The sequence below is a fragment of the Halomonas sp. AOP43-A1-21 genome (assembly GCF_052376775.1).
In the GTDB taxonomy this organism is placed as follows: domain Bacteria; phylum Pseudomonadota; class Gammaproteobacteria; order Pseudomonadales; family Halomonadaceae; genus Vreelandella; species Vreelandella colorata.
In genome coordinates, this window is sequence record NZ_JBQSWC010000001.1 from 282,069 (window position 1) to 288,154 (window position 6,086).

The window sequence follows — 6,086 nt, forward strand, 5'->3', positions numbered from 1 at the left end:
TCAGTGCTTGCTACCGGGAATGCCAATCTGGCCAGGAGGGATTATAGACGGTTCAACATGGCCTGGGCATCGCGGCGCAGCGCTTCGTCAGAAAGCTCGCGCTGCGCACGCGGGGTGCCGTTCACTGCGCGCTCGGCGTGCTCGCGGGCCGCATTAGTATCGCCTTCATCAAGCAAGAACTCGGCGTAGTAGTAGTTGACATCGATGCCGTCAGGGCGAACCTCGACGGCGCGCTGAAACATTTGCCGGGCTTTATCGCTGCTGCCAAAACTGATCGGGCGCCCCGGCACGTTGTCGTAAAGCGCGCCCAGCGTGACGTACGCAGAACCGTTGCCACCCTGAGGGTCGAGGGAAATGGCCCGCTCAAGCACATCGCGTGCATCACCAGCTACACCCAATGCGCCAAACCCACCACGTTCACGCGCATAAGAGGCCAGAATAATTCCTTGCCAGACCAGCAGATCAGCCTGATCAGGGTTCGCATTTACCAGGGTAGCTGCTTCATCCGCCAGGGTTTTAAGGGTGCTTTCGCGCTGGTTGGCAGGCAGATCGCTCATCGTATGTTCCCAGCGATTCTTCAGCGAGAAAAGCTCGCTCTCGTAGCCAAAGGCCGTTGCCGAGGCAAGCGCCAGCGTACCGCTGAGGGCGGTGGCAATCAGTAAACGTGAAACGGGTATAGCGCGCATGACAGTCTCCTGGATTATTTTTATCAGCGTAGCGTTTAAGAGTTAAATCGCCCACCTCGACAATGTAACGAACGTTTGAATGATTCGCTAGCGACTCCGGTCATTCAACATGCTTTTACCTAAGAGGCTTTTTTTCACGTAGAGTAAGTGTCTTAAAAGTGCCGCCCCTACCGAAATGAGAGCACGCGAATGAAAGGCCGTAATATGACCCGCTGGCGCGATCCGGCAAAAGATCCACGCCAGGCACCCAAAAGCAATTTGATTACCGCTGAGGGCGCCGCGCGTTTACGCGGCATTTTGGATCACTTGTCCAGAGTCAAACGCCCCGAACTCTCAACAAAAGTAGGCGAAGCCGCCGCACTGGGCGATCGTTCCGAAAACGCTGATTACACGTATAACAAGAAAGAGCTGAACCGCGTGATTGCCCGGATTCGCTACCTGACAATACGCTTGGATGAACTGCAGGTGGTCGACCGGCTACCGGCGAATCTGGATAAAACCTTCTTCGGAGCCTTTGTCGATCTGGAAGATGAAGAGGGAGAAGCGCTGCAACTTCGCATTGTGGGTCACGACGAGATCGACACCCAAAAGCGCTGGATCAGCATCGACGCGCCAATGGCTAAAGCGCTTCTCGGCAAGCAGGTCGATGACGATGCAGAAGTGCTTACTCCAAACGGGAAGGTGTTCTACACCGTTACCGCGATCCGCTATGCTTCGCTTTAGTGCATGACGCTACACCGCCTAGAGCTCTGACGTTTGGAATTTGGCAGGATAGGGGCAAGCTCTCAGAATAAAGGATTCTCACACCAACAGAAGCCATATCGCACCATCGTGACGCGTTACAACAAGCTAAAGCGAAACGATGACAGCATGGAGGCTTTGATCTACGGCTTTTTATGGGCTCCCATGTGAAAGATCAATAGGCCTTGGCATTTCTCTGGAAAATTCATTGCTTAAGTATTTAAACCGTATAGACCACTCTGTAGTCAGAGGTACGCCAGATTGTGTAATTATTCCTACGCATGGCGCGAACATACCTCTAAAGTAATTTGATGACGTCAGCCATTCTATCAACTGCCTCTTTCAGGCTCTCTGGAGAGCTATTAGTAAAGTTGAGGCGCAAAGCAGATACCCCTTTTTGTCCGGAATAAAACACATCACTGGGTACGGTTGCCACCCCTTGATCGAGGAGTGTTTTTGCCAGCGTAAAAGTGTCACACTCGGGCAGAGTTAGCCAAACAAACATTCCCCCTTCAATTGGTTGGGTAAAACACCCAAATGTCTCTAGGTGCTTTAATGCGTTATGAAGCACTGCATAGCGGCCTCGGTACAATTGGCACACGTTTGCCACATGTTGCTCAAAACCAGGATGCTCCAACAATCCAAGTAACATGGCTTGAATAGGTAGGCTAGAATGCAGATCAGCGCCCTGCTTTACCTTAATCAACGGGTCTATCCAGTGTCCCGGTCCAGATACAGCCCCAACACGCATACCCGGTGACGCAATCTTGGAAAATGAGCGCAGCACCAATGCCTGATCCGGGCAAAAACTCGATACCATTGGTAGCGTGTCTCCAGTGAAACGCAATGGGCGATAAGGGGCATCCTCAACGAATGTCACCTGATAGCGAAGGCATAATTTCGCCACTGCCTGGCGTGTCGCCAACGGCCAGCTTAATCCTGTCGGGTTATGAAAGTCAGGAACAGCATAAAACAGCTTCGGCTGATGACGCACAAAACACTGCTCCAGTACGTTCAGGTCAGGTCCTTCTACATTCTGTGCAATAGGGACAATGTCGGCCTGTACAAAATTAAGCACCTGCATGGCTCCCAAATAGCTGGGTGCCTCTAAAACAACCTTATCACCAGGATTGATAAACGCCCGGGCAATAAGGTCTAACCCCTGTTGAGATCCCGTAGTCACTAGCAACTTATGATGTTCAGGCAATTGATATCGCTTATTTAGATGCCCTACCAATTGCCCGTAACCTTGGGTCGGGCCATACTGAAATAGATTTAGGTCGCTGGTGAGCTGATCAATTGTCGGCTTAAGAAGCTCAACTGGAAACGTTTTTTCGTCAGGCAACCCGCCAGCAAGCGAAATGACGTCAGGATCCTGGGCAGCTGCCAGAATTTCCCGGATAAAGGAGGATTTCATTCGTGTGAACGGCGTGGCGAGCTGCATGGATAATGTCCTGAGCCAGTATTGAAGAACCTTTATCCTACAAAGTCATACGGGACTTTAGTTGTCCGTTTATGCTATAGATGTTGTCCATATATGCTGCATTGAAATCTTTATTCAGGTGTACCCCGTGTCTATTCAGCATCAGAACCGCATCAACGAAGTTCTATTTCACATACATAGGGATATTAGTCGACCGCTAAGCGCCAAAGCGTTGGCAGATGTTGCAGCGTATTCTGAGCAGCATTTTCATCGACTGTTTAAACGCGTGGTTGGAGAATCGATTCATCAATACATTCGGCGCGTTCGCATGGAGTACGCTGCCAATCAGCTCATGTTTGATAGCCACTCTTCGGTTTTGGATATCGCCAACCGATGTGGATTTAGCTCAGCCTCATCTTTCAATAAAGCCTTCAATAGTATTTTTCATTGCTCCCCCACGACCTGGCGGCAACAAGAGCAACCCTCGTTGGAAAAAAACTATCTGAAAGATCCTGATGTCGCACTCGGATTTCAATCTATCGCGGGCCAGGCATTACCTTCTCCACGAATTATAGAAACGCCGACTCGATTCGTGGCTTATAAACGCCATCATGGCTATAACCGCTCAATTCAAGAGGCTTGGATGACGTTAATTGCCTGGGCCAAAGCGGAACAGCGAGATACCAACCGGCAATACGGACTTCATCACTCCAATCCTGCGTGGGTTGAACTTGCGCAGTGCCACTATGTCGCGTGTCTGGAGATCGACACACCAGTGTCGCGACACTCAATCGTCAGTCAGCTTGTGATACCCGAAGGCCTTCATGCAGTGTTTCATTTAACAGGCAAATACGGAGAGTTACTGCCACAAATCAGTCAAGTATTTAAAACCTGGCTACCCACATCCAAATTTAAGCTGCGCTCCACCCCAGGCTATGTTCGCTATCATAAAAATCAGTTTTTGAGCGAAGATGAGACCTTTGATTTAGAGTTTTATTTGCCAATCAGCTTTTTCTAGCTAGCATCTCAGATATAAACCTCACGAGGTTCAAAACGACGAGGACATTATCTTAAGCAATTAATCTTGCGCCAACAAAGCCTCATGATATGTCAACCCAACTTTTGAAAAGCGATCGTTAAAAGATATAGCTTGAAAATATTCCAGCGGATCACCTGGGAAAGTTAGCGCTTCAACAACTTGGAGTCCAAAGCGTCCATAATACTCAGGGCTCCGAGGACGACACAACCTGCAACGTCTCTCGCCTCAAGGTCGGTAAGAGCACTCCTTATGAGCCTGAGCCTAACGCCCTACTCTTGAAACTCAGGTAATAAAGACACTGGCCCAAACCAACCAATAGTATCCACCGAAATAGCGGCAGGAGAAATAACAGCATGACCATTCACGTTTCCATACGCTTCAGCGATCGTGGAAAGGGTTAGACTCTAGCCCTTCAAAACTGAGCCTTTAAATCCTAATCCTTTAATGCATAGTCGATAGTGGTCACCACACGAACTCGCTTGATATTGGGCGTATAGCTGTCTAGATCCTCGATAGAGAAATAGCCCTGCGTCGCCTGGCGTATCTGGCCCACCTGACTTCCCGAGTCTTCAGCAAACTGCTGGGCGGCATTGCGCGCATCGGCAGTGGCCTCGGCAATCATTTCGGGCTTGATCGCCTCCAGCCCGGTAAACAGGAATTCGGTTTGATACTCGTAGCTGGGCGAGAGTAAAACGCCCTGGCGCACCAGCGACGAGGTGCTGGGGATCGCCTGCATCACCCCTTCTACATCCGGCGAACGCAGCAGTAGCGTGGCTTCTGCGCGGTAGCGCTCATCAGGGCGCTGCCCGCCATATAGATTACTGAACTGATCGGTAATCCTGGGTGGCGTGGTGCTGATATGTTCAGGAGCAAACCCCTGGGCTTCCAGAAAGCGGCGAATTGCCTGGTTATTATTGGAAAGCTGCTCTTCCAAGTCACTTAAACTGTTCGCGCTAACGCTGTAATTAAACGGCCACAACACCAGGTCTGCCGCTACTTCGCGCTCGGCCAACCCACGAACCGTGACATTGCGCGAAGACTGCTGCCATACCTCGGCCGCCTGCTTGATGTAGCTACCGCCCCCAACCAACCCCACCGCCAGCAACCCACCCAGCACGACAGCACTGCCTAACATCACGATATTTCTGCTGTTTCTAACCATCACGGCCACCCCGCACAACGTTCATTAAATTGCCCAATGCTTATCAGCATCATAGCGGTGAAATGTTATGCCGTCGGCAGCCGAATGTGGCAAGTGTGAGGAAATATTGAGCTAGCCTTTTCACCCTTGCCCCTACTGTGCATAGAAACCACCGCGATTAGAAAACCAGTGTAGGCAACATCAATGAAAGCGCTGGAATGAATGTCACCAGTAGCAAAATGCCTACCATTACCAGCCAGAAAGGCATGACAGCGCGAATAAAGGATGAAACGTTAATTCCCGTGATACTGCAGGTAGTAAACATCACCGTGCCTAACGGCGGCGTAATCGTGCCAATGGTGGCATTGATAATGAAAATAATACCAAAGTGAACGGGATCCACACCAAATTGAGCAGCTACCGGCGCCAGCAGCGGCGAAAGTACGATCAAAATGGCGTTGCCTTCCAGAAACATGCCTAAGACCAATAACAGTACGTTAGCTAGCAATAGGAAGGCGATAGCACTGCCAACCTGGGTAGACAACATCATAGCGATCTCCTGAGGAATTTGTTCCCAGGTAAGAAAGCGTGCGAAACCTGATGCCACTGCAATGATGAAAAGCACATTAACGGATGCTAGAAGCGACTCATTGGTCGCCAGCGCTATCGTCTTGGGAGTCATCTGCTTATAAATGAAAACACCCACGATGAGAGCATAAAGCACCGCGATAGCCCCCGCCTCTGTTGGCGTAAAAACGCCAATTCGGATACCGCCAATAACGACCAGAGGCAGCATCAAAGCGATAAGACCGGCACGCGTCACGCTAATCCACTCCTTACGCGCTACTTTCGCTCGCTGGGGTGGCTGGTAGCCGTAACGCCGACACAAGAAGGACACCAGCACCATTAGGCTGATTGCCATCAAAACGCCAGGAACCACACCGGCAAGAAAAAGCCGTCCAATGGAAACATTATTGACGTAGCCATACACGATCAAGGCGATGCCGGGAGGAATAGTCGAGGTAATAAGTGACGAAGCTGCGGTTACCGCGCTAG

The 6,086-nt window shown here is 50.5% G+C and carries 6 protein-coding genes; 2 read left to right on the plus strand and 4 right to left on the minus strand.

All coding sequences use genetic code 11. The annotated features are described in order from the left end of the window. Positions 1 to 41 precede the first annotated feature (41 nt). Complete coding sequence (locus ACT3R7_RS01335) at positions 42 to 686, minus strand: tetratricopeptide repeat protein (protein WP_192537063.1); 645 nt, start codon at positions 684 to 686, stop codon at positions 42 to 44. 189 nt (positions 687 to 875) lie between these two features. Between ACT3R7_RS01335 and greB the strand changes: the two genes are divergently transcribed. Continuing rightward, positions 876 to 1,409, plus strand: coding sequence for a transcription elongation factor GreB (greB, locus tag ACT3R7_RS01340; RefSeq protein WP_441676217.1), 534 nt, complete (start codon positions 876 to 878; stop codon positions 1,407 to 1,409). 316 nt (positions 1,410 to 1,725) lie between these two features. Here greB and ACT3R7_RS01345 read toward each other — a convergent pair whose 3' ends face one another. Continuing rightward, positions 1,726 to 2,871, minus strand: coding sequence for an aminotransferase-like domain-containing protein (locus ACT3R7_RS01345; protein ID WP_018915641.1), 1,146 nt, complete (start codon positions 2,869 to 2,871; stop codon positions 1,726 to 1,728). A 127-nt stretch (positions 2,872 to 2,998) separates the two neighbouring features. Here ACT3R7_RS01345 and ACT3R7_RS01350 point away from each other — a divergent pair, with 127 nt between their 5' ends. Further along, positions 2,999 to 3,868 carry an AraC family transcriptional regulator gene (locus ACT3R7_RS01350; protein WP_496198723.1) on the plus strand — a complete coding sequence of 290 codons (870 nt, stop codon included), beginning with the start codon at positions 2,999 to 3,001 and terminating at the stop codon, positions 3,866 to 3,868. 454 nt (positions 3,869 to 4,322) lie between these two features. Here ACT3R7_RS01350 and ACT3R7_RS01355 read toward each other — a convergent pair whose 3' ends face one another. Both ACT3R7_RS01355 and ACT3R7_RS01360 read right to left on the minus strand, forming a co-directional pair. Next, on the minus strand, positions 4,323 to 5,060 hold the full coding sequence (locus ACT3R7_RS01355; protein ID WP_192537061.1) for an SIMPL domain-containing protein: 738 nt from the start codon (positions 5,058 to 5,060) through the stop codon (positions 4,323 to 4,325). 148 nt (positions 5,061 to 5,208) lie between these two features. Beyond that, positions 5,209 to 6,086 (minus strand): TRAP transporter large permease (locus ACT3R7_RS01360; protein WP_496198724.1); only part of this gene is annotated, 878 nt, incomplete at its 5' end.

Coding starts and splice junctions, on each gene's coding strand:
- greB (WP_441676217.1), top strand. CDS start 876: ATGAAAGGCCGTAATATGACCCGCTGGCGCGATCCGGCAAAAGATCCA.
- ACT3R7_RS01345 (WP_018915641.1), bottom strand. CDS start 2,871: ATGCAGCTCGCCACGCCGTTCACACGAATGAAATCCTCCTTTATCCGG.
- ACT3R7_RS01335 (WP_192537063.1), bottom strand. CDS start 686: ATGCGCGCTATACCCGTTTCACGTTTACTGATTGCCACCGCCCTCAGC.